20 protein-coding genes are annotated in these 20,632 nt (G+C 46.7%); 5 read left to right on the forward strand and 15 right to left on the reverse strand.

Translation table 11 applies throughout. The annotated features are described in order from the left end of the window. Nucleotides 1-57: 57 nt before the first annotated feature. The 7 genes from B2Q61_RS09365 to zwf all read right to left on the reverse strand — a co-directional run bounded on the left by B2Q61_RS09365 (nt 58) and on the right by zwf (nt 8,044). Nucleotides 58-525: a Dps family protein gene (locus B2Q61_RS09365; protein ID WP_290615517.1), complete on the reverse strand. Its 468-nt coding sequence runs from the start codon at nt 523-525 to the stop codon at nt 58-60. A gap of 139 nt (nt 526-664) precedes the next feature. After that, a complete protein-coding gene (locus B2Q61_RS09370; RefSeq protein ID WP_290615518.1) occupies nt 665-2,254 on the reverse strand; it encodes an ABC-F family ATPase in 1,590 nt (529 codons plus the stop codon). Nucleotides 2,255-2,387: 133 nt separating this feature from the next. Next, a complete protein-coding gene (locus tag B2Q61_RS09375) occupies nt 2,388-3,041 on the reverse strand; it encodes a bifunctional 4-hydroxy-2-oxoglutarate aldolase/2-dehydro-3-deoxy-phosphogluconate aldolase (RefSeq protein WP_290615519.1) in 654 nt (217 codons plus the stop codon). Between the two features lie 3 nt (nt 3,042-3,044). Further along, on the reverse strand, nt 3,045-4,016 hold the full coding sequence (gene glk / locus B2Q61_RS09380) for a glucokinase (RefSeq protein WP_290615520.1): 972 nt from the start codon (nt 4,014-4,016) through the stop codon (nt 3,045-3,047). Then, complete coding sequence (gene edd / locus B2Q61_RS09385) at nt 4,009-5,841, reverse strand: phosphogluconate dehydratase (protein ID WP_290615521.1); 1,833 nt, start codon at nt 5,839-5,841, stop codon at nt 4,009-4,011. The genes glk and edd overlap by 8 nt, the downstream gene beginning before the upstream one ends. A gap of 10 nt (nt 5,842-5,851) precedes the next feature. After that, nucleotides 5,852-6,541 carry a 6-phosphogluconolactonase gene (gene pgl / locus B2Q61_RS09390; protein ID WP_290615522.1) on the reverse strand — a complete coding sequence of 230 codons (690 nt, stop codon included), beginning with the start codon at nt 6,539-6,541 and terminating at the stop codon, nt 5,852-5,854. 21 nt (nt 6,542-6,562) lie between these two features. Then, complete coding sequence (zwf, locus tag B2Q61_RS09395) at nt 6,563-8,044, reverse strand: glucose-6-phosphate dehydrogenase (protein ID WP_290615523.1); 1,482 nt, start codon at nt 8,042-8,044, stop codon at nt 6,563-6,565. Nucleotides 8,045-8,305: 261 nt separating this feature from the next. On the opposite strand from zwf, the gene B2Q61_RS09400 reads away from it, so the two are divergent. Together B2Q61_RS09400 and pyk are read left to right on the forward strand one after the other, a co-directional pair. Next, the gene (locus B2Q61_RS09400) at nt 8,306-9,163 is read left to right on the forward strand and encodes a MurR/RpiR family transcriptional regulator (protein ID WP_290615524.1); all 858 of its coding nucleotides are present in this window, start codon (nt 8,306-8,308) and stop codon (nt 9,161-9,163) included. A 138-nt stretch (nt 9,164-9,301) separates the two neighbouring features. Beyond that, the gene (gene pyk / locus B2Q61_RS09405; protein ID WP_290615525.1) at nt 9,302-10,738 is read left to right on the forward strand and encodes a pyruvate kinase; all 1,437 of its coding nucleotides are present in this window, start codon (nt 9,302-9,304) and stop codon (nt 10,736-10,738) included. Between the two features lie 87 nt (nt 10,739-10,825). Here pyk and B2Q61_RS09410 read toward each other — a convergent pair whose 3' ends face one another. Then, nucleotides 10,826-11,797 (reverse strand): DMT family transporter, encoded by a 972-nt coding sequence (locus B2Q61_RS09410; RefSeq protein ID WP_290615526.1) that lies wholly within the window; start codon nt 11,795-11,797, stop codon nt 10,826-10,828. A 175-nt stretch (nt 11,798-11,972) separates the two neighbouring features. Between B2Q61_RS09410 and B2Q61_RS09415 the strand changes: the two genes are divergently transcribed. Next, nucleotides 11,973-12,968, forward strand: a complete 996-nt coding sequence (locus B2Q61_RS09415) for an ATP-dependent 6-phosphofructokinase (RefSeq protein ID WP_290615527.1) — start codon at nt 11,973-11,975, stop codon at nt 12,966-12,968. A gap of 67 nt (nt 12,969-13,035) precedes the next feature. Here B2Q61_RS09415 and B2Q61_RS09420 read toward each other — a convergent pair whose 3' ends face one another. The 3 genes from B2Q61_RS09420 to B2Q61_RS09430 all read right to left on the reverse strand — a co-directional run bounded on the left by B2Q61_RS09420 (nt 13,036) and on the right by B2Q61_RS09430 (nt 15,475). After that, nucleotides 13,036-13,854 (reverse strand): LytR/AlgR family response regulator transcription factor, encoded by an 819-nt coding sequence (locus tag B2Q61_RS09420; protein WP_290615528.1) that lies wholly within the window; start codon nt 13,852-13,854, stop codon nt 13,036-13,038. Then, on the reverse strand, nt 13,829-14,929 hold the full coding sequence (locus B2Q61_RS09425) for a sensor histidine kinase (RefSeq protein ID WP_290615529.1): 1,101 nt from the start codon (nt 14,927-14,929) through the stop codon (nt 13,829-13,831). The genes B2Q61_RS09420 and B2Q61_RS09425 overlap by 26 nt, the downstream gene beginning before the upstream one ends. 129 nt (nt 14,930-15,058) lie before the next feature. Then, the gene (locus B2Q61_RS09430; RefSeq protein ID WP_290615530.1) at nt 15,059-15,475 is read right to left on the reverse strand and encodes an acyl-CoA thioesterase; all 417 of its coding nucleotides are present in this window, start codon (nt 15,473-15,475) and stop codon (nt 15,059-15,061) included. A 92-nt stretch (nt 15,476-15,567) separates the two neighbouring features. Between B2Q61_RS09430 and B2Q61_RS09435 the strand changes: the two genes are divergently transcribed. Further along, nucleotides 15,568-17,445 carry a M61 family metallopeptidase gene (locus B2Q61_RS09435; RefSeq protein WP_290615531.1) on the forward strand — a complete coding sequence of 626 codons (1,878 nt, stop codon included), beginning with the start codon at nt 15,568-15,570 and terminating at the stop codon, nt 17,443-17,445. Here B2Q61_RS09435 and B2Q61_RS09440 read toward each other — a convergent pair. The 3 genes from B2Q61_RS09440 to B2Q61_RS09450 all read right to left on the reverse strand — a co-directional run bounded on the left by B2Q61_RS09440 (nt 17,396) and on the right by B2Q61_RS09450 (nt 19,369). After that, nucleotides 17,396-18,208 carry a M23 family metallopeptidase gene (locus B2Q61_RS09440; RefSeq protein ID WP_290615532.1) on the reverse strand — a complete coding sequence of 271 codons (813 nt, stop codon included), beginning with the start codon at nt 18,206-18,208 and terminating at the stop codon, nt 17,396-17,398. The two genes, B2Q61_RS09435 and B2Q61_RS09440, sit on opposite strands and share 50 nt — an antisense overlap. Then, nucleotides 18,171-19,028 carry a 6-pyruvoyl trahydropterin synthase family protein gene (locus tag B2Q61_RS09445; protein ID WP_290615533.1) on the reverse strand — a complete coding sequence of 286 codons (858 nt, stop codon included), beginning with the start codon at nt 19,026-19,028 and terminating at the stop codon, nt 18,171-18,173. Before B2Q61_RS09445 ends, B2Q61_RS09440 begins: the two co-directional genes overlap by 38 nt. An 83-nt stretch (nt 19,029-19,111) precedes the next feature. Then, a complete protein-coding gene (locus B2Q61_RS09450) occupies nt 19,112-19,369 on the reverse strand; it encodes a hypothetical protein (protein ID WP_290615534.1) in 258 nt (85 codons plus the stop codon). Between the two features lie 150 nt (nt 19,370-19,519). Between B2Q61_RS09450 and fabA the strand changes: the two genes are divergently transcribed. Then, on the forward strand, nt 19,520-20,032 hold the full coding sequence (gene fabA, locus B2Q61_RS09455; protein ID WP_290615535.1) for a bifunctional 3-hydroxydecanoyl-ACP dehydratase/trans-2-decenoyl-ACP isomerase: 513 nt from the start codon (nt 19,520-19,522) through the stop codon (nt 20,030-20,032). Between the two features lie 85 nt (nt 20,033-20,117). Here the strand turns inward: fabA and rmf are convergent, their stop codons facing one another. Then, complete coding sequence (gene rmf, locus B2Q61_RS17780; RefSeq protein WP_349678778.1) at nt 20,118-20,417, reverse strand: ribosome modulation factor; 300 nt, start codon at nt 20,415-20,417, stop codon at nt 20,118-20,120. Nucleotides 20,418-20,632: the final 215 nt, after the last annotated feature.

A 20,632-nucleotide genomic window follows, 5' to 3' on the forward strand; every position in this document is an offset into this window, starting at 1 on the left:
ACGAATATGAATAAAAAAACAGCGCCGGGGCGCTGTTTCGTTAACGATGCTAATTTATTATGCGACCAGGCTGCGTAACATCCAGGCCGTTTTTTCATGCACTGTCATCCGCTGAGTTAACAGGTCCAGACTAACTTCATCAGCAGCTTTATCCGCCACCGGCACGATAGATCGCGCTGTTTTTGCAATTGCCTCCTGGCCTTTGACCAAATCTTTAATCATGTCTTCTGCAGCTGGAATACCGTCTGCTTCTTTAATGCTGGTTAGTTTGGCAAACTCTTTATAAGAGCCCGGTGCAAACTCCCCTAGCGCGCGGATCCGTTCAGCAATTTCATCAACGGCTTCTGCCAATTCTATATATTGGGTTTCAAACAACGTATGCAAAGTTTGAAACATGGGGCCGGTTACATTCCAGTGATAATTATGGGTTTTAAGATACAGGGTATAGGTGTCAGCTAACAGCACGGCCAGCCCTTCACAAATTGCTTTGCGCTCGTTCTCTTCAATACCAATATTTACTTTCATACTTACCTCTCCTGTTAACTAAGCGATTGACAAAATAGAATGCTATAACAGTAACGTGGGGCTGGAATGACAAAAAACAAGCCGGCAGCGCAACGCGTTACCGGCTTTTGATCGGGTTGATGGTGTCAATTGCTGAAAGTCAGCTGGCCTGGGCGGTTAAATATTCTTCGTAAGTACCAACAAAATTACGTATATCCTGGTTGGTTATTTCAATGATCCGGCTGGCCAGAGATGACACAAACTCGCGGTCATGACTGACAAAAATCAGGGTGCCTTTGTAATGTTCCAGCGCCATATTCAATGACTCAATAGATTCCATATCCAGGTGGTTAGTGGGTTCATCCATCACCAGAATGTTGGGCCGCTGCAGCATTAACTTACCAAACAGCATTCTGCCCTTTTCGCCACCTGACAGCACTTTCACCGACTTTTTAATTTCATCCTGTGAGAATAATAAACGGCCTAAAATGCCCCGGATAGCCTGCTCATCATCTGAGGGCTGTTTCCATTGACTCATCCAGTCAAATAAACTCATTGCCTCAGAAAATTCATGAGCATGGTCCTGCGCGTAATAGCCAATTTTGACATTTTCAGACCATTTCACGACACCTGATTCCGGCTTTAGATCACCCATCAGACACTTTAATAGCGTGGTTTTACCGATACCGTTGGCACCTAAAATAGCGACTTTTTCACCAACCTCTACCGTCAAATTAAGATTTTTAAGCAGATGCAGGTCAGTAAAGCTTTTATTAAGCCCTTCTACTTCCAAGGCTAAGCGATAAAGTTGTTTTTGCTGCTCAAAGCGGATAAACGGGTTTACCCTACTGGATGCTTTTACTTCTTCTAACTGAATTTTATCAATTTGTTTAGCACGTGATGTTGCCTGCTTGGCTTTCGAGGCGTTAGCCGAGAACCGGCTTACAAAGGTTTGTAACTCGGCAATCTGAGATTTTTTCTTGGCGTTATCGGATAGCAAACGCTCGCGGGCCTGCGTAGCGGCAAACATATATTCATCGTAGTTGCCCGGGTACAACCGCAGCTCACCGTAGTCGAGGTCAGCCATATGGGTGCAGACGCTGTTTAAAAAGTGCCGATCGTGCGAAATAATAACCATTGTGCTATTGCGCTCGGTCAGAACATTCTCCAGCCAGCGAATAGTATTGATATCCAGGTTATTAGTTGGTTCGTCCAGTAACATAATTTCCGGATCAGCAAACAGCACCTGAGCCAGTAAAACCCGCAGTTTAAAACCGGGTGCGATGGCTGACATCAGCCCAAAATGTTGCTCTACCGGAATACCGACGCCAATCAGCAACTCGCCAGCTCTTGACTCAGCGGTGTAACCATCCATTTCGCCAAATGCAACCTCTAAGTCGGCTACTTTCATGCCGTCTTCTTCGCTCATCTCGCTGCTACTATAGATACGGTCGCGTTCTTCCTTGACTGCCCATAATTCGTTGTGGCCCATGATCACAGTATCAATAACGGAATACTGTTCAAAAGCAAATTGATCCTGATGCAATTTAGCGACCCGGTGATTTGGCTCTACCGAAACATTGCCGGCTGTTGGTTCCAATTCGCGACTAAGAATTTTCATAAATGTCGATTTACCACAACCATTCGCCCCGATCAGGCCATAACGGTTACCCTCACCGAATTTAATGGAAATGTTTTCGAACAACGGCTTGGCGCCGAATTGCATTGTAATATTGGCAGTTGAGATCACTAAAAGGTCCGCTACAGATTGTACTGGATGAAAAAGGTGCGCCACTATACGCGCTTTACGTGATAAATTCAAAAAAACCGGCATCTCAGCCGGTCATTTTCGATTTTAATCATCGACTGCTGCAAACACTGGATTAGTTGTCTTGCGATGCCCTTTTTACCGCAACCCGTGTTAGTTCAGTGATCATAAACCAATTTTTTTCACTAACTGCAGTATCTGGCACTATCCAGGAACCGCCGACACAACTAACGTTAGGCAATGCCAGATATTCCAGATAGTTCTTTTCATTAATTCCGCCAGTAGGACAAAACCGAATATCTGAAAACGGACCATAAATCGATTTTAACGTTTTTACGCCACCAGCGGCTTCTGCCGGAAAAAACTTAAAATGGGTATAGCCCAGGCCGGTACCTTCCATTAGCTCAGAAATACTGGCAATTCCCGGGATCAATGGAATAACGGAGTCTTTACCAGCTTGGAGTAACTCCCGGGTCAGGCCGGGACTAATCGCAAATTTCGCGCCTGCTGCAATGACCTGTTCCAACTGGGCGGCAGTGGTAACCGTACCGGCTCCTACAATGGCCTCAGGTACTTGCTCTGCCAGCAACTTGATAGCATCTAACGCCACCGGTGTTCGCAGGGTTACCTCCAGTACTTTAATACCACCAGCTAACAGCGCTTTTGCCATAGGTACGGCGTCTGCCAGATCTTTAATTACAATAACCGGAACTACTGCACCTTGTGCAAATAATTCAGCAGGTTGGAGCTGCCAATTCTCAAATGCCATAGATTAACTCGCCAAAGATTGTTTTAAGTAAACTGCTGCACCAAGTAAACCTGGCTGGGGCGCAGTCACGATATAAGTGGCGATCTGGCGATTAAACGCACTAAACCGACCTTTTGCTTCAAAACGGGTTCTGAATTCGCTCGCTGCCATTAGTGGCAGTAATTTAGGAGTGATACCACCGGCTACATAGACGCCACCAAACGTACTGAGTGTAAGCGCCAGATCGCCGGCTATACTGCCCAGGCTGGCAAAAAATTGTGCCACGGTGGCGCTGGCAAGTTCAGAAGACCCAGCCAGTGCCAGGCTGCCAATTTCACCGGCTGATAATGGGGCAATGTCCAGCTGGCGATGCAATGCAAGTGCACGATATATCGCCTCAAGCCCCGGCCCTGATAGCAGACGCTCTGGCGATACATGGCCATATTCTTTACATAATACCTGCTGAATAAACCATTCCTGTTCGGTTTGCGCCGCCCAGTCCACGTGGCCGCCTTCACCTGGTAATGGAACAAACTGACCGTTAACATTAATCAAATGGGCAACACCCAAGCCAGTACCTGCACCCAGCACAGCCATGGGTAGATGAGGTTGTGCTGTGCCGTTACCAATCTGAACTTTATCGCCCTTGGTCAACGCAGGCAGGCTCATCGCTACGGCGGTAAAATCATTCATCACCAGTAAACGGTTTAAGCCAAGTTGTTGCTGCATCGCACTGACCGAAAAATGCCAGTGAAAATTGGTCATGCTGATAGTATCACTCGTCACCGGACAGGCAATGGCAATAGCAACATGTTTCAAATCAGTAAGTGCTTGTTCTTGCTGATAATGCACCAATGCATCAGCCAGGCTGGCAAAGGTGGCACAGGGATAAACTGCGACTTTATCCAGGTTCAGGCTGGTCAGGTTCACCCTGCTGAAACGGGCATTAGTGCCGCCAATGTCAGCAACAATTGCGTAATCGACATCGTTAGCCATGCAAATGTTCCTCAGTCACGAACAAACTGCAGGCGCCCTGCTCTGCTCCACTTAACTGAGCGCGCATTGCACCAAACATTTCCCGACCCATACCATAAAAATTATGACTTAGATCCGCTTGAGCCTGCTCTCTGGCATTAAATTCGCTCTCATCAACCAACACCTCAAGCTTGCCGCTATTACCATCCACCAGGATCATATCACCGGTTTTAATCCGGCCAATGGCACCGCCATCTACCGCTTCTGGCGTGACATGAATTGCAGCAGGAACTTTACCTGAAGCACCGGACATTCTGCCGTCAGTAACCAAAGCCACTTTAAAGCCCCTGTCCTGTAACACGCCAAGCGGTGGTGTCAGTTTATGCAGTTCTGGCATACCACATGCTTTGGGGCCCTGAAAACGCACCACCACGATGCAATCTTTATTAAGCTCGCCGGATTTAAACGCAGCGTCTAATTCATGCTGACTTTGAAATACCACAGCGGGTGCTTTAATGACTTCCGTGCCATCACGCAACGCTGAGGTTTTTAAGATGGCGCGGCCGATATTGCCCGATAACACTTCTAAGCCGCCATGGCTTTTAAACGGTTTAGCAACGGTAGCAAGCACGTCGGGGTCAAGAGATTGCGCTGGCGCATCTACCCAGTGCAATTTGCCATCTTTTAGCAGTGGTTGCTGGGTGTACCGACGTAAACCGGGCCCTGCGATCGTCTGAACATCTTCATGTAACAAGCCCGCGTCCAGTAACTCGCGGATCAACAATGCCATGCCGCCAGCATGCTGAAAATGGTTAATATCAGCCTGACCATTGGGGTAAATCCGGGTAAGCAATGGTGTTGCAGCAGAGAGTTCTGCAAAATCATCCCAGTTAACGATATAACCCGCTGAGCGCGCTACAGCAACCAGGTGCATGGTATGATTAGTAGAGCCGCCAGTGGCCAATAAGCCAACAATGCCATTGACGAGAGCTTTAGCGTCAACAAGTTTTCCAACTGGTAAATACTCATTACCTAATTGAGTTAACCGCGTAACCTGGCGAGCGGCAGCTTTGGTTAACTCATCGCGCAGCGCGCTACCGGGGTTAACAAAAGAAGATCCTGGCAAATGCAGGCCCATCATTTCAACGACTAACTGATTCGAGTTAGCTGTACCATAAAAGGTGCAGGTGCCTGCTGAGTGGTATGATGCTGACTCTGCTTCCAATAATTCTTCTTTACCGACTTTGCCCTCAGCGAACAATTGACGAACCCTGGCTTTTTCTTTATTCGGAATACCAGAGGGCATTGGCCCGGCGGGTACAAATACAAAAGGTAAGTGACCGAAACTCAATGCTGACATGAGCAAGCCTGGCACGATTTTGTCGCAAATACCAAGCATCAAACCGCCATCAAACATGTTGTGCGACAACCCCACCGCTGCCGACATGGCGATAATATCGCGACTCAGTAAACTTAACTCCATGCCAGGCTGGCCCTGGGTAACTCCATCACACATAGCCGGTACACCACCAGCGAACTGGGCGACGCTACCGACATCGTTAACCGCCTGCTTAATTATTTCAGGATAAGCCTCATACGGCTGATGTGCCGACAACATATCGTTGTACGAAGAAATAATGCCTATATTAGCTTTGGTCAGGCTTCGTAAGTCAGCTTTGTCCTGCTTATTGCAGGCGGCAAAGCCATGCGCCAGATTACCGCAACTTAACACACCGCGATGCGGGCCTTTCTGGCCCGCTTCTTCTATGCGTGCCAGATAAATAGCGCGGCTTTTGCTGCTGCGGGCAATAATACGATCGGTTACCCGTTGAATAACAGGATTCATAACACTTCCTCTAATTAGCGGCGTACATAACGGCCACATCAACTTCTGGCTGTTGCAAAATTGCCCGGATCGGCATAGTGCTGACATCGTTGCCCGCCTGGGCTTTGGTAAGCACCTCAAGCTTGCTCGGACCTACCAGATGAATAAATAACTGCCGGGTATGAAGTAACCTTGGCAAACTGAGCGAAATGCGCTGATGTGGTGCGGTGGTTGGATTAACCGCCAGTACCGCAGGGGCGTCAGCTGCCAAACCAGCGCTGAGTTCTGCACTGCATGGAAACAATGATGCGGTATGACCATCTTCGCCCATCCCCAGAATCACGGCGTCAAAAACAGGGAGATCAGCTATCCTTGGTAAAACATCAGCGACGGCCTCTTCTGCAGACACTGCCGGAGCATACAAACTGATAAAATTCGCCTTTGCTGCTTTTGCTGTTAATAAGTTTGCTTTAACTAATCGCTCGTTACTGTCTGGTGCATCAACCGGCACAAAACGTTCGTCAGCCAGCAACACGGTCACGTTATGCCATGCTAAATGTGCTGCTGACAATGCATTAAATAATGCGGTGGGGGTACGGCCACCGGAAACGACCAGATAGGCGTGACCGCGGGCTGCTATAGCTTCCTGCAGCACGTTTACCAGCTTTGCGGCAAAATCGGTATTCAGCGCCCCGGTATCGGCATATTGATGAAGTTTCATTTATATTTCCGCCTAATTCAGTTATTCGTCCCAGTTACGCTCATCACGTGCCAACATGGAAATGGAAGCAACCGGGCCCCAGGTGCCAGCCTGATAGGTTTTCGCTGGCTCGTTGTTGTTTTTCCAGGCATTGAGAATGCCATCAACCCACTGCCAGGCCTGCTCGACCTCATCCCGACGGACAAACAAATACTGATTTCCCAGCATTGCTTCCAGCAGCAAGCGCTCATAGGCATCAGCAATCCGTTGTGATTTGAACGTTTCATCGAAACTTAAATCAAGTTTACTTTGCTGCAGGCGCATGTGTTCACCCAGCCCAGGTATCTTGTTCATTACCTGAACTTCCACCCCTTCGTCGGGCTGCAGCCGAATAATCAATTTATTGGCAGGCAATTCGTTATAGGTTTCATGAAAAATATTATGAGGTTGTGGTTTAAAGCAGATAACCACTTCACTGTGCTTTTTCGGCATACGCTTACCGGTACGCAGGTAAAACGGCACGCCTGCCCAACGCCAGTTGTCAATATCAACCTTGATTGCCACAAACGTTTCAGTGCGGCTTCCCTGGCGAGCCCCCTCTTCCTCTAAATAACCCGGCACCTGCTTTCCTGCAACAAAACCGCTGGCATATTGGCCACGAACGGTTTTTTCCTGCACATTGCTGCTATCTATCCGGCGTAATGCCTTGAGTACTTTAAGTTTTTCATCACGGATGCTGTCAGCGTCCAATCTGGCTGGCGGTTCCATCGCAATTAAAGATAACACCTGGAGTAAATGATTTTGCACCATGTCACGCATCTGGCCGGCATCATCATAGTAACTCCAGCGGCCTTCCACCCCGACTTCTTCAGCAACCGTAATCTGTACATGATCTATCGCATTATGGTCCCAGTTTGATGCAAAAATGGCATTAGCAAAGCGCAGCGCTAATAAGTTAAGCACCGTTTCCTTACCCAGGTAATGATCAATCCGGTAAATCTGACATTCTTTAAAGTGTGCTGCGACCTGATCATTAATAACAACTGAAGATGCTAAGTCATGGCCAATGGGCTTTTCAAGCACAACTCTGGATGGCTCGGCTGCTAAGCCTGCGGCAGCCAGACCTTTACACAGATCGCCGAATAATGCCGGCGGCGTAGCGAAGTAACTCACCGGAGTACGTTTACTGGCGTCAACCAGTTTGCCGAGTTTCTGATAGTCACTGGTTTGGGTTAAATCGAGCTGAACATATAAAAGCTTTGCGCAAAGTTGCTGCCAAACCGTCTCATCCAATGTTTCTTTTTTCAGAAACGTGGTTAGATTGGTTTTTACCATCTCCAGATAGCCAGCATTGTCCATGTCGTCTCGGGCTACCCCGATAATTCTTGAGTCAGCCGCCAGCAAACCGGCTTTTTCAAGTTGGTATAAGGCTGGTAGTAGCTTACGCCGTGCTAAATCACCTTTAGTGCCGAATAAAATTAAATCGCAGGCGTTATTCTGGGCATTTTGTGCTGTTGTTGTCATGTCTGACCCTTGCAATAATATGTAATTTTACAACACTTACCGCATACTAACGCGGCCAAATGCCGCTGTAAACCCGATTTGTTGTAATTTTATTACATCATAACTAATATTTTGACTAATCTTACATATTAAGGCAGCCTTAGCAATGTAATTGCAGTTTTGTGGTAAATTTAATACTGTTTTGTCGGCAGAATTGGTATATAACCAAACAGGCAACAACATTTTTTACCTTAACAACCTTTATAGATCAGGAATTAGTGGATGAATGTACTGGAAAAAATCGTAGGTAGTGTTACCAGCTTCAGCAAATCTGAGCGTAAAGTTGCTGATGTTATTCTGGCTAATCCACAAATTACTATACACAGTAGTATAGCAGCGCTGGCTAAAATGGCTGATGTCAGTGAGCCTACCGTTAACCGCTTCTGTCGACGCCTTGATACTAAAGGTTTTCCTGATTTTAAATTGCATTTAGCGCAGAGCCTTGCCAATGGTACACCTTATGTAAATCGCCACGTTGAAGAAGAGGATGGCCCGGAGGCTTACACAGCGAAAATTTTTGAATCCACTATGGCGGCATTAGATACCGCAAGGCAACATGTTGATATTAATACTATTAATCGAGCAGTTGATGTATTAACGCAAGCTAAAAAGATCTCGTTTTTTGGCCTGGGTGCTTCGGCATCCGTTGCCCATGATGCCCAGAATAAATTTTTCCGTTTTAATGTTCCCGTAGTGTGTTTCGATGACATTGTCATGCAGCGAATGTCGGCAATAAACAGTTCAGATGGTGACGTGGTGGTATGTATCAGCCATACCGGGCGGACAAAAAATCTGTGTGATATCGCCGCTATAGCGCGGGAAAACGATGCTACGGTAATTGGCATTACCGCCTATGACAGCCCGTTGGCGCGTGAGTGTACCCTGGTGTTGTCTTTAGATGTACCAGAAGATACCGACATGTACATGCCTATGGCTTCACGCGTGGCGCAATTGGTGCTAATTGATATTCTGGCCACAGGCTTTACCTTACGCCGGGGCAGCAAATTCCGTGAGAACCTGAAGAAAGTCAAAGACAGCCTTCGTGGGTCACGCTTTGAAAAGAAAGACTTTAACAATTAATAACAATAGATATCCCGTCAGCAGGTTGAGCAACTGCACCAACCTGTCACGTTTAAGCTTAATGTCGCTGTATTCTGTAATAAAATTACACTACACTAAAGAACGTGTAAGATCCGCGTTCAACAGCAGGAGCATCTGATGCCAAGAAGAACCAAAATAGTCGCAACCCTCGGCCCCGCAACCAATACCCAGCAATCTATAGAAAAGCTTATCAGTGCCGGTGCTTCCGTGTTCAGGCTTAACTTCTCTCATGGCAGTGCTGATGATCACCGGGAACGGGCCGCGATGGTAAGAGCAGCGGCAAATAAACTGGGCGCGCATGTCGCCATACTGGGCGATCTTCAGGGGCCAAAAATTCGGGTGTCGACCTTCAAAGAAGGCGCCGTGTTGCTAGCTGAGGGCCAGCAGTTTGTGTTGGACGCCGGACTTGCTAAAGGCGAAGGCGATCACCATCAGGTCGGAATTGATTACAAAGCGCTGCCACAGGATGTCAGCGATGGCGACCTATTATTACTTGACGATGGTCGGATCCAGCTAAAGGTAGAGCGCGTAGACGGTGATCGGGTGTATACCATCGTTACGGTTGGCGGCAAACTGAGTAATAACAAAGGCATTAACCGGCAAGGCGGCGGATTAACTGCCCCTGCCCTGACTGAAAAAGACAAAGCAGATATTGTTACGGCTGCAGAAATAGATGTCGATTTTCTGGCTGTGTCATTTCCACGTAGTGGTGATGACATGCGTCTGGCTCGTGAATTAGCGCGTGCTGCCGGATCAGAAGCCCGTTTAATGGCAAAAATCGAGCGAGCCGAAGCAGTAGCCGACAATGAAACCCTGGATGATATTATCCGGGCCTCTGATGCGGTGATGGTGGCGCGGGGTGATCTAGGGGTGGAAATCGGCGATGCCGAGTTGGTTGGCCAGCAAAAAAGAATTATCGCCCGTTCCCGCCAGCTTAACCGGGTAGTCATTACTGCAACCCAGATGATGGAAAGCATGATTGAAAGCCCGATGCCCACCCGGGCTGAGGTAATGGATGTTGCTAATGCAGTGCTCGATGGTACTGATGCGGTGATGTTATCTGCTGAGACAGCGGCAGGTAAATATCCAACAGAAACGGTCAAGGCGATGGCCCGTGTTTGCGATGGCGCTGAAAAACACCCCAGCGTGCAAATTTCAAAACACCGGATGGATGTTGCCTTTACTGAAATCAGCGAAACTATCGCGTTATCTGCAATGTATGCGGCGAATCATTTATCTGATATTAAAGCAATTATAGCGTTAACAGAGTCGGGCTACACGGCGAAGCTGATGTCGCGTATTACCTCCCCTCAGCCAATTTATGCGTTATCACGGCATGAGAAAACATTAAATAAAATGGCGCTATATCGGGGGGTCTACCCGGCATTTTTTGATAGCACCGCACTTGTTGAACAGTCATTGGCTGATGCTGCGATTGCTGCCATTCGACAGCAGGCAGGCCTTAAAAGCGGCGATCTGGTTATTATGACCCATGGTGACGCCATGGAAACGATTGGCGCTTCAAATACTTGCAAAATTGTTCAGGTAAAATAGTCATTTGTTATTTCTTCTGACATAAATTACAGCAATAGCTGCAACAAAAAAGGGCCGATGGCCCTTTTTTGTTGCAGCTGACCCGGGTTAAAAGACATCCCGTTGCAACTTTCTGACCCGTCTCGCCGCCCGGTACTCAACAAACTGCGGCGCAAGCGCCGTTAAAGCCGAACCGGTAACCACCATAACTGCGCCAAGCCACGACCAGAGATTAAGGTGCTGGGCTTGCAGAAAATCAGGAAACATCCAGCCAGTGATATTGGCAAATAAAATCGTAAATAAAGGCGTTACTGCCAGTACGGCACTCACCTTCGATGCTTCCCAGTGATGCAATGCTTCGGCAAATGCACCATAAGCAACGACCGTATTCAGACAGCAAAAGACCAACAGAGCCCAATGCAAATAACTCATCATGAATAATGGCGCAAAATCAGATACCGGCATAAAACCAATAGTCCCGGCGACATACAGCAAATACATAATTTGCTTAGAGCTGTAATTAACCAGTAATTGTTTCTGAGCAAGTGCATAAGCGGCCCAGGTGATACCGGCAGCAATCACTAATATTACACCAAGTGATTCTGAACTGGCCTGGATGACCAATTGAACGAGCCGCCCATTAAAAAACAATAACAAGCCACCCAATAATGTTGCAGCGCCAATTTTCTGCCACATTAACAGTTTTTCTTTGAAAATAATGATGCCTCCTAGCATCATCAAAAAAGGAGCAAGCTGGATCACAACCTGTCCTGTTTCTGCACTCAGATAATTTAAACCGCTCAAGTACATAATGTAGTTTGATAATAACCCCGCTACCGCTATCAGCATTAACCCGGCTACTTTACGATTAAGCAGTAATTTCAGAGCGGGCAATTTGCCGCGGGCAGCCAGCCAGATCCCGACAATAACCGCTGCAGCCAGAAACCGGATGGCGGTAATGGTATTGGCTGATAGTACGTCCAATACCATTTTTAGTGCTATGGGCAACATTCCCCATAAAATAGCTGTGGTTAATGCCAGCAACAGGCCAATTAAACTTTTTCCGGTAATTTGGTGCATACAGCAAAGTTTCCTCAAACAGGCGACGGCTGGAAGTCCAGCGTCGATATTGTCGCTTATTTTCAGTACAACTGTCTTGTCGTTTCTGAATATTTGCGACAAATCAAGTTTGCCAGGTTTGAAACATCTATACTGATCCTAAACACAACCTAGCAGCAAAACACCGGGATATACAATGAATAGTATCAAACGATTAGCAGTATTAACCTCGGGTGGCGATGCACCAGGTATGAATGCCTGTATCAGGGCTATTTTACTAACAGCCAGTGCCGGCAACATGGATGTTATCGGGTTCAAACATGGTTTTAACGGTTTGCTGGAGCAGGAATATCAAACATTGCATCCACACCATGTCGATAACATAATCCAGCGTGGTGGAACCATTCTAAAAAGTGCCCGTTGCCCGGCGCTGGAGCAACCTGATGGGCCCGTTAAGGCCGCAGCAATACTGGAGCAACTGAATATTGATGCGCTTATTGTTATTGGCGGTGACGGCAGTTTTCGCGGCACGATGGCCATCAGCAAACACTACCAAGGCCAGCTAATTGGCGTGCCGGGTACCATTGATAACGATGTTGACGGCACCGATACTACAATAGGCTTTGCCACTGCGATAGATACCGCGCTGGACGCGATAGATAAGATACGCGACACGGCCGACGCTTTTGAGCGTATTTTCTTAGTTGAATTGATGGGACGCCATAGTGGTTATCTGAGTCTGGCTGCGGGTATTGCCGGCGGCGCGGAGCAAATAATTTGCCCGGAATTTGGCACGCTTAGCCCAGATAATTTGCGCGAAATTATTAAGCCTATTCAGCATGCCCAGTTACTAAAAGGAAAATCCAGTTACTTAATCGTGGTGGCGGAACATAGCTACCCAGGGGGAGCCACGGCACTGGCCGAAGCACTTACCGCAGCGGTAGGAATAGAGTGCAGAGCCTGCATATTGGGGCACATTCAGCGCGGTGGCAGCCCGGTTGGTGCAGACAGGATCCTGGCCACCAAGCTGGGCGCTTTCGCGGTTGAGCAATTAAAGCAAGGTGCCACATTGATGATGGCCGGCGAGGTTAATGGTGAAGCCCGTTTATACCCTCTGGCTAAAACCGGTGATCGCACAAAAGCGATCGATCCGTTCTTAGTGCGATGGCAACAACATATCGGCAGCTATTAAGCTGCCAACCCCGCACAGACGGTAACCTTCAAATGCTTGAAAAAAGTGCAAGATTAGCATTTTTACGTTAATGACTAAAAACCTGCTTAACTCTGTCTTTATAACTGCGGCTAACTTTAACTGCCTGGCCGTTGGTCAACATTAATTGATGTTCGCCGTTAGACAGCATTTGTAACTTAGCAATAGTATGTACATTAACAATGGCCGAACGGTGTACCCGGACAAACAACCTTGGGTCAAGTTCTTGTTCCAGCTCTTTCATGGTGCGCCGCAGAATGTGGGTTTGACCGTCTTTGGTATGAATACACATATAGTCACCGGCGGCATCCACCCAGTCTATTTCGGCGACAGGCACCCGGGTGATTTCGCCACTATCTTTAATACTAATGGCCTCAGGAAAACGGTCGTTAACTACAGGTTCTGATTTATTCAACCGTTGTAGAATGTTATTAGCCTCGTCGCCGGTCAGTTTTGCGACTGCGGCGGCAAGCTGTCCCTTATGTTTCTGACTGTCAGCCGCCGCATGAAATTTCAATACTTTATCCACGGCAGCTTTTAAACGCTCAGGTTCAACAGGTTTTAATACGTAATCAAGCGCGTTAACTTCAAATGCGTTAAAAGCGTAATGATCATAGGCGGTAACAAAGACGATATAAGGTAATTTAATCTGGTGTTGCTGCAGAGTTTTTAGCACAGCAAAACCGTCCATACCGGGCATTTCAACATCCAGAAATACCACATCAGGCTTTAATTCCAGGATCTGGCTAACCGCTTCATCACCGTTACTGCACTGTGCAACCACTTCTAACTCTGGAAAAGCACCAAGCCTGACCAACATGCCCTTGCGTGCTAAGGGTTCGTCATCTACTACTATTACCTTCAACATGGTTCGTTTCCACTGGCTCTAACTGTAAAGGGATCCGGATATTGACTTTAAGCCCTTTGGGCTCATTGTGAGTCAATACCAGAGCAAAATCGTTATCGTAAAGTGCCGCTAATCGCTCTTTGGTATTGACTAAGCCAACACCGCTGGCACTGTTTCTGGGTATGCCATCACTAATTGGCATCCCAGGTCCGTTATCTGACACTTCTAACAATAAATCGTGCCCGAATTTCTTCGCTGTGATGGCAATTATGCCGCCACTAACCTGGCTGGCTACCGCATACTTAATCGCATTTTCAATTAACGGTTGTAATATTAAACTGGGTACTAACGCCCGCTCTGTGCCCTGCTCTATATCAAAACTGAGGGTTAAGCGCTCAGAAAACCGGACTTTTTCAATCTCCAGATATAATTTCGCAGCATAAAGCTCCTGCTCCAGCGGCACCCTGTTAATTGGATCTTTATAAAGCGAATAGCGTAAAAAGTCGCTTAACCGGGTGACCATTTTATTAGCCGTATCGGTTTCATTAATTAATACCAGCGTCGAAATGGCATTTAAGGTATTAAATAAAAAATGCGGATTCAGTTGATAACGCAACATTTTCAACTGCGCTTCATGCGCTTTATTCGTTGCCGTTAACGACTTCTGCTTCTCTAGCTGCAAGGTCTGATAATATTTAATCCCAAAATACAAGCCACTCCAGCTTAACATGACATAAAAGGCAACTGGAGTATCTTTAATGAACTGCAGCCATTCGTCAGGGCGATAACCATGGCGATAAATTTCCCAGTAATTGAAGTTTCTTACGGTAGTCCATATCGCTGCGATCAGTAATGCCAGTATCAGCACCAATAAAATCATCCGCCAGGGTTGCCAGAACCAGATACGCTGATATATGTAGCGCAGCGGAATAGTGATAAGCCAGCCAACATAGGCATCAAGTGCGACAACAATTAAATAGGCATCCCGGGTTTCCTGCACCAAAGAGCCCAGGTAGTTAACAATGGCGAAACCAAGCCAGCCCAGACTGTGCAAGATCCAAAACTGCCGGTTACGATCTTCAAAAACTTTGTACAAGATTAAAATTCCGGATTATTGCCCTGGGCAAAGTATAACGAAGATAATAACTAAATCCTTGACGCTTGAACTGATTTCAACAGACATTAATCGCAATTGAAACTGATAACAGTCAGCGCCAGCACCCATTCAGAAATCAGCGAGCACAGGGGTTGGTTTACGTTCCGAATCCAGGGCGACAAAGGTAAAGTTACCTGATATTGCTTTATGCTGATCGTCGCTGTACATATTTTCAACAAAGATATCAACGTGAACTTTAATACTGGTTCGACCGACATGCTCAACCCTTGCGACCAGCTCTATAATCGTACCAGCCGGAATAGACTCTTTAAAGTCAACCCGATCAGAACATACGGTAACCAGGGGCTTGCGGCAGAAACGAGTAGCAGCAATAAATGCCGCTTCATCCATCCAGGCTAACGCTTCGCCGCCAAACAACGTATTATGATGATTAGTGCGGCCGGGAAATACGGTTTTAGTAACCCGGGTAACAGCATGGGCCATTCGCTTGGCAATAAGGGCTTCACTGGGTGGCGTGTTTGACATAAGCTACTCGCTGGATAATTAAACTAATTCATGCCGCTTATTATAACAGGCCTTAGGGGCGCACCGTTATCTCAGAATGGTAAATAGCGCATATGGTTTTCATTTCCGTATTTTCTGCCAAAATCGAAACAAGAGGTTTAAATAAAGTGGTCAGTTACCAATTAACAATACTAGATATCAGCAGTCATTTAATCGCGGTAACCTTAAGCTTTCAACCCACCTCTTCTGCACATCAGTTAGGCATGCCGGCCTGGCTTCCCGGCAGTTATATGATCCGTGATTTTGCTAAACACATTACCCGTATCAGCGCCTGTGACGAAGATGGCCCACTGGATTTAGTACAACTGGATAAACAGCAGTGGCAACTTGCATGCCGTCACTCGCAGGTCAGGGTCAGTTATATTGTATATGCTTATGATCTGTCCGTTCGTGCAGCATACGTTGATGATGAGGTTGCAATACTAAACCCAGCGGCTTTATGTCTCGGAGTCAGTCATCTATCACAAACACCACACCAGATCCTGCTGGCTAAACCGGCTGTACAGGAAGTCGAGGCTTGGCGGGTCGCCACGGCTTTAACTCCTGTTAACGGCACCCGCTTGCTGGAATTTGGTACTTATCAGGCGGTCGATTATGCCAGTTTAATTGACAGCCCAATTCTGGCCGGTATCTTTAGTTTTCAACAATTCCTGATTAACGATATTCCTCATTACCTGGTGGTTACAGGTAACAACCTGACAGATTTGACTCGTTTGACTCATGATTTACAACAAATCTGCCAGCAACAGATGCAGGTTTTTGAAACCTTACCAATCGATTTAGACCAATACTGGTTTCTGTTGTGGGTCACAGAGCAAGGTTACGGTGGTTTAGAGCATAAGTTTTCAACTCTTTTACTTTGCAATCGTTATGATTTACCTGCAACTGACATGGTTGAACCTGATAGTAACTATCAACAATTACTGGCGCTGTGCAGCCACGAATATTTTCATACCTGGTGGGTTAAACGGTTAAAACCCGCCGAGTTTCATCCCTATCATTTAGATACTGAGCAGTACAGCAAACAGTTGTGGATTTACGAGGGCTTTACCTCATACTTTGATGATTTAGCGTTAGTGCAAAGCGGTTTGATCCAACCGGAGCGTTACCTGGCACAGTTAGAAAAAACAGTGAGCCGGGTAACCCGTAGCCCTTCAGATAAGTTGCAGAGCCTTACAGATAGCAGTTTTAATGCCTGGACAAAATTTTATAAGCAAGACGAAAACGCCATTAATGCTGTGGTGAGTTATTACGCCAAAGGTGCGTTACTGGCATTTTGTCTTGAGGGCGCATTGCGTCAGCATGGCAGTTCCCTGCAACAGGTTTGCCGGTATATGTACCAGCAATATCTGGCAACGGGTACCGATGAACACAGCCTGTTTGAAAGTTTAACGGCGTTGGGGTTTCCAGAACTTGCTGGCGTTGTCCAGGATTGGGCATGCCAGCACAAGCCATTGCCAGTTCAACAGGCAGCAGCACAACTTGGTTTGAGCCTTACTTTTCGACCGGCAACAGACTATTCTGATTTAGGCGGTTCCGCTAACACGGCCATTCACGCCCTGCCCGCTTATCTGGCGGCAGGTATTAAAGTGCAACAGGGATTAGTCACTGTGACTCAGGTAATAGCGGAGGGGGCGGCATATCAGGCAGGTGTTATGGTTGGCGATCAATTACTGGCGCTTGCTGGCTGGAAAATAACAGAGCAAACATTACCGCAGTTACTCAAACGAGTAAAAGTGGGAACAAAACAGCCGCTGGTCATTTACCGTAAAGACCGCTTACTTACCTTGCAGCTACCGCTGCAGATTGCTGCGGCAAACATTGCCAGCCTGCGATTTACTGACGCCCGGCTGGCCTCAGCTTGGTTACAACAGAGCATTGTTATTCCACCAGCAACAACTGAGGATCCAACCGCTCCTGCAACCAATTAATCCGCCAATCCAGATGAGGGCCGGTTACCCGGCCTGAAGCCCCTACTTCCGCCACTTTCTGACCCTGTCGCACATGCTGCCCCACAACCACATCAATAGCGTGTAAATGCATTAACGTTGAGCTGACGCCCATGCCATGGTCGATAATTAACGTAAAACCAGAATAATACAAATCCTCTGCCAGCAGTACCTGACCATCCCAGGGCGCGAGCACGGGCGCACCTATGGGAGCGGCAATATCAAGACCATAATGCGGATTACGTGGTTCGCCATTAAATACCCGCTGACTACCATAAACGCCAGATATTCTACCTTTTGCCGGCAGGTATGGCTCAGCAAAAATAGCGGTTTTGTCACTCAGGGTATTACGCACCGCTCTGACTTTACGGGTGTCGTTCTGAATACGTTCAGTAACCTCAGCCGGTGGTGTAACATATTTTTGTGCCACCCCCGTAATGTGCTGTATATCGTACTGCCGGGCCTCGAATTGCAACGGTACCACCTGCTGCGAACCATCCGGTTTTATCACTGTTAGCTGATGCCTGAGGCTGGCATCACGGCCAATCCCAAATACAAACTGTCCGCGAGCATTAATACTAAGTTCCTGCTCGTTGAACAGCACCGTTGAGCCAGAAGGTACCTTGCCCCGGATTAAACTACCTTGTATCAACTGGCCGTTGAGTGTTATCTCAGTGTTTGCCCATAAACCCTGGCTGGTTAAAATACTACAACTGAGCAATAGCGCCTTTAGCCACACCTTCATATGCCACGACCTTATACATTTTTTTATTGTCCATTGCTTTTAGTTCACTGGCAATATAATCAGCCAGACATTCCACCGTAGTATCACAGGGTACAATTTCACAATGATTTTGTGGGATCACTAACTCGAACCAGCCCTGGCTGGCCTGATAACGAAAACAATAAGACTCTGGCTGGCCAGTGAGATATTGCAATGAATCGCTTTCACATAAATCTGTTTCACTACCCAGATAACCGTCTTGCCAGCGTTCAGCCCACATTTTATTCAGGCGGGGTGATAGCATACCATCAACATATATCTGAATCGTAGAGCGATGGCCGTGGGCAATCCGTTGGCAATTTCCATCATGCTTTTTTAACCCGTGGCTGTAATGATAATAAAAACCTGTACTGGCTTCAGGGCGCAACGTTAATTTTAAAGATTCAACATTTTGCGGTAATAAGGGTTTAATTTGTTGTTCCAGATACTGGCTAACACTCTTTTCATCAATTTTCAGGCTAGGTATACCCGCAAAAGCTTCAGCCGGGGATGCCAGGCTAATCAAGCCGCGTTCGCTTTGATAGTGCACTAAGTTAACGGTATTATCCTGCGTCAGGCTCAGGGCATCACAGCTTAAGGGCAAGGCGAGCTTATGATCCACTAGCTGATCAATGGCTTGTTTAATCACTTTTTTAACTTTTGCAAAATCGAACACCATGGCGGTGTCATCTAAACTGCCGTGTAATTCGGCGTCAACAATATAACTTTCCCCCACCATTCCCCTTTTAAGGTCCAGGTAAGAAAAATCAATCACGGTTAAGGAGTTTACAAATAAGATCATCTGATAATCCGGGCTAATCCAGTTGCAGCAAAAGCCCAGTATACCAACTCAACGCGCTGGCAGTAAGAGTAAAGCCGCTGCTTTTAACGCTTATGTTCCGTTAGCCAGCTATTCAAAATGCCAATCTGGCCACATTTATGCGCAGCATACATCAAGCGAATTGCATTACTGAGTAAAGTACTGTCGTTCCACTGGGTTTTCTCCTGTATTTCCTGATAGCAACTTAATGCTTCTGGCGTCAGATAGCCGCGTAGTTCTTTTTTGCCAGACGCTTGCTGACGCTCGCGGTAGCGTTGTTGTTTTTCGGCATTACTTAGCGCCCGTTTATTCTCGTTGCTCATTGCTATACTCATACTTATTTATTTGTCAGGTAAGACTGGCCACCCGCTATCAACAGACTGGTCGAAAAAAAGGCGAATCGACAAATCGGACTTGTCTGGCGTACAACTGTTCGCTAAAGTGACGCAGCAATTATAATGGGTTAAACATACATGACTAAGAATAGCTTTACAAAAGAAGATTTAATCGCCTGTGCGAATGGTGAATTATTCGGCGAAGGCAACAGCCAGTTACCCTCTGACAACATGCTGATGATGGACCGAATCGTTCATATATCTGAAGAGGGTGGCCTGTATGGAAAGGGGCAAATTATTGCTGAGCTGGACATTAATCCTGATCTTTGGTTTTTTGCCTGTCACTTTAAAGGCGATCCGGTTATGCCAGGCTGTCTTGGTCTGGATGCTATGTGGCAACTGGTTGGTTTTTTTCTGGGCTGGTGTGGTGGCCCTGGTAAAGGCAGAGCACTAGGGGTAGGTGAAGTTAAATTTACCGGCCAAATATTGCCTACCGCAAAAAAGGTAACCTACACCATTAACATGAAGCGAGTAATCAAGCGTAAGCTGTTTATGGGCATTGGTGACGGTGTGGTGAGTGTTGATGGCCGTGATATTTATGCCGCGACCGATTTGAAAGTTGGCTTGTTTCAGGACACGTCTAGTTTCTAAGTCTGCCAAACTGACTAGTACGAAGAAACCCCGCTTAATCTGCGGGGTTTCTGTTTCTAATCAACAAAATAATACTTTTTTCCTGTCAGAGGCCTTTGTTAAACAAACCGACATTTCGATCTTCCATTGCTTCCCGCCAACCTCCGAGCCATTGTGAGCGGACATCTAAATTTTGATAGGGACAAATTTCTTTCGAGCGTCCGGTAACACCGGCACGATAACCTTGAGCATGAGCACGTTCCAGACGATCACGTTTTTGTCTTTTCATACGGCAGTCTTCCTCAACATATTTGTATTGATTTTTATGCAGTGCAATCGTTATCAGAGCAAGCTTAAACATCACAACCAACTCACTGTAAGCAGTATATTGCAACGATGCACCCATTAATTGATAGCTGACAGCGACAGAAGGTTCAAACGAAATTAGCAGATATACAGCTTGACATAGGCTAACAGACTGAAGTTTCATGTTTTTTAAAAATGTTTTTCTTTATATTATATTGCGCTTAAAATTACGTTTTGATAACCGTTTTAATGCGCCCGGTTTTATTATAAAAAAAGCTGCCGAAGCAGCTCTTTTCAAATTCAGTTTAAGGCGAG

This window comes from Arsukibacterium sp. UBA5043 (assembly GCA_002415085.1).
Classification (GTDB): domain Bacteria; phylum Pseudomonadota; class Gammaproteobacteria; order Enterobacterales; family Alteromonadaceae; genus Alishewanella.

Coding starts and splice junctions, on each gene's coding strand:
- B2Q61_RS09365 (WP_290615517.1), bottom strand. CDS start 525: ATGAAAGTAAATATTGGTATTGAAGAGAACGAGCGCAAAGCAATTTGT.
- B2Q61_RS09375 (WP_290615519.1), bottom strand. CDS start 3,041: ATGGCATTTGAGAATTGGCAGCTCCAACCTGCTGAATTATTTGCACAA.
- glk (WP_290615520.1), bottom strand. CDS start 4,016: ATGGCTAACGATGTCGATTACGCAATTGTTGCTGACATTGGCGGCACT.
- edd (WP_290615521.1), bottom strand. CDS start 5,841: ATGAATCCTGTTATTCAACGGGTAACCGATCGTATTATTGCCCGCAGC.
- pgl (WP_290615522.1), bottom strand. CDS start 6,541: ATGAAACTTCATCAATATGCCGATACCGGGGCGCTGAATACCGATTTT.
- zwf (WP_290615523.1), bottom strand. CDS start 8,044: ATGACAACAACAGCACAAAATGCCCAGAATAACGCCTGCGATTTAATT.
- B2Q61_RS09400 (WP_290615524.1), top strand. CDS start 8,306: ATGAATGTACTGGAAAAAATCGTAGGTAGTGTTACCAGCTTCAGCAAA.
- pyk (WP_290615525.1), top strand. CDS start 9,302: ATGCCAAGAAGAACCAAAATAGTCGCAACCCTCGGCCCCGCAACCAAT.
- B2Q61_RS09410 (WP_290615526.1), bottom strand. CDS start 11,797: ATGCACCAAATTACCGGAAAAAGTTTAATTGGCCTGTTGCTGGCATTA.
- B2Q61_RS09415 (WP_290615527.1), top strand. CDS start 11,973: ATGAATAGTATCAAACGATTAGCAGTATTAACCTCGGGTGGCGATGCA.
- B2Q61_RS09420 (WP_290615528.1), bottom strand. CDS start 13,854: ATGTTGAAGGTAATAGTAGTAGATGACGAACCCTTAGCACGCAAGGGC.
- B2Q61_RS09430 (WP_290615530.1), bottom strand. CDS start 15,475: ATGTCAAACACGCCACCCAGTGAAGCCCTTATTGCCAAGCGAATGGCC.
- B2Q61_RS09435 (WP_290615531.1), top strand. CDS start 15,568: ATGGTTTTCATTTCCGTATTTTCTGCCAAAATCGAAACAAGAGGTTTA.
- B2Q61_RS09440 (WP_290615532.1), bottom strand. CDS start 18,208: ATGAAGGTGTGGCTAAAGGCGCTATTGCTCAGTTGTAGTATTTTAACC.
- B2Q61_RS09445 (WP_290615533.1), bottom strand. CDS start 19,028: ATGATCTTATTTGTAAACTCCTTAACCGTGATTGATTTTTCTTACCTG.
- B2Q61_RS09450 (WP_290615534.1), bottom strand. CDS start 19,369: ATGAGCAACGAGAATAAACGGGCGCTAAGTAATGCCGAAAAACAACAA.
- fabA (WP_290615535.1), top strand. CDS start 19,520: ATGACTAAGAATAGCTTTACAAAAGAAGATTTAATCGCCTGTGCGAAT.
- rmf (WP_349678778.1), bottom strand. CDS start 20,417: ATGGGTGCATCGTTGCAATATACTGCTTACAGTGAGTTGGTTGTGATG.